The 1,855-nt window shown below is 43.9% G+C and carries 2 protein-coding genes; both read left to right on the top strand.

Features of this window, described 5'->3' with window-relative positions; all coding sequences use genetic code 11:
- Positions 1-144: 144 nt before the first annotated feature.
- Positions 145-1,476 carry a 4Fe-4S dicluster domain-containing protein gene (locus AAC037_RS24050; protein ID WP_339906204.1) on the top strand — a complete coding sequence of 444 codons (1,332 nt, stop codon included), beginning with the start codon at positions 145-147 and terminating at the stop codon, positions 1,474-1,476.
- Between the two features lie 12 nt (positions 1,477-1,488).
- Positions 1,489-1,855 (top strand): (Fe-S)-binding protein (locus AAC037_RS24055; protein ID WP_339906206.1); only part of this gene is annotated, 367 nt, incomplete at its 3' end.

Below are 1,855 nucleotides of genomic sequence, written 5' to 3' on the forward strand. Positions count from 1 at the left end.
GAACCACCGACTCACGGATTTTCAGTCCGATGCTCTACCAACTGAGCTACATCACCGCTGAAAGTGATGCAAAGGTAGGTATTTGTTACTTTTGTACAAGCAATTTAATTAAAAAAATCGTGGAAAATTATTAACACATTCAATATGAGTAGCTTACCACAAGTGCTTTTTTTATTGGTTTTAGGTACAGCAGGGTATATTTTGTACAAGAGAATAAATTATATCCGAAAAACCATCCAACTGGGTCAACCCATAGCGCGCAATGACAATCCCGGTGAACGATGGAAAACCATGTTGCTAGTTGCCTTTGGGCAAAAGAAGATGTTCAAAAACCCAATTCCGGCCCTTCTTCACTTGGTGATATACGTTTCTTTTGTGATCATCAACTTGGAAGTTTTGGAGTTTATCATCGATGGTATCGCAGGAACCCATAGGGTTTTTGCCCCTTTCCTGGCCGGCTTTTATTCCATTGCCATGAATTTCTTTGAATTCTTGGCCCTTGGAGTACTCCTCTCCTGCCTGGTCTTTCTTGTACGCAGAAACATCACCAAGGTGCCTAGGCTAAATATGGTTGAGTTAAAGGGATGGCCAAAGTTGGATGCCAACCTTATCCTCATCATTGAAATTGTCTTAATGCTGGCCATCCTGACCATGAATGCTACTGATCAGATTTTGGCCTATCGAGGCATTGGAGGCTATATCCCACTGGGAGGCCTTTGGATAAGCGGAAGCATCCAGGGAATTTTCGAGGGGCTAGAGTCCGGAACGCTGGTATTGATAGAAAGATTTGCCTGGTGGTTTCACATTATTGGCATTTTAGCATTTGCGATATATGTCACTTACTCCAAACACCTGCACATATTCCTTGCTTTTCCAAACACTTGGTATTCCAACTTGGAGCCGAAAGGAAAAATGGACAATATGGATAGCGTCACCCAAGAGGTCAAAATGATGTTGGGCATGGCCGCAGAACCAGCTGCCAATGAAGCGGCGGAGATAGGTCGCTTTGGTGCCAAAGATGTCAATGACTTGTCTAGGGTAAACCTATTGAATGCCTTTTCCTGTACGGAATGCGGCCGCTGTACTGCAGAATGCCCCGCCAACCTTACGGGCAAGAAATTGTCTCCAAGAAAAATAATGATGGACACCAGAGACAGGGCTGAAGAAGTGAGCCAAAACCTGCTTGCCGGAAAAAAAGGGCTGGATGATGGTAAATCTTTATTGGGTGATTATATTACCCAAGAAGAAATCAATGCCTGTACCAACTGCAATGCCTGTGTAGAAGCCTGTCCTGTAAACATCGATCCATTGGCCATTATTATCGAATTGAGAAGATATACAGCCATGGAAGAAAGTGGCAGCCCGGCACAGTGGAATGCCATGTTCCAAAATATTGAGACCAGCTTTGCCCCATGGAAATTCCCTCCAACGGACCGATTTAACTGGGCAGCAGATTTAAACAAAGAAGAAAAGTAAACGAACGATATTATGAGTGATACCTATAAAGCCCCTACCATGGCCCAAAAAATGGCTTCCGGAGATACTCCGGAGATTTTATTTTGGGTGGGTTGTGCCGGCTCATTTGACGACCGCTACAAAGCAGTAACCTTGGCATTTGTCAAAATATTAAATAAAGTGGGCGTAAACTTTGCCGTACTTGGAGACGAAGAAACCTGTACCGGTGATCCGGCCAGAAGAGCAGGAAATGAATTTCTCTACCAAATGCAAGCCATGAGCAATATTCAGGTATTGGACGGCTATCAGGTAAAAAGAATCGTAACTGCCTGCCCACACTGTTTCAACACCATAAAAAATGAATACCCGGCTTTGGGAGGTAATTACGAGGTAGTCCATC

The sequence above is a fragment of the uncultured Cyclobacterium sp. genome (genome assembly GCF_963976465.1).
GTDB lineage: Bacteria > Bacteroidota > Bacteroidia > Cytophagales > Cyclobacteriaceae > Cyclobacterium.

Excerpts from the sequence above, each read along its gene's own strand:
- AAC037_RS24050 (WP_339906204.1), top strand. The coding sequence starts at position 145 with ATGAGTAGCTTACCACAAGTGCTTTTTTTATTGGTTTTAGGTACAGCA.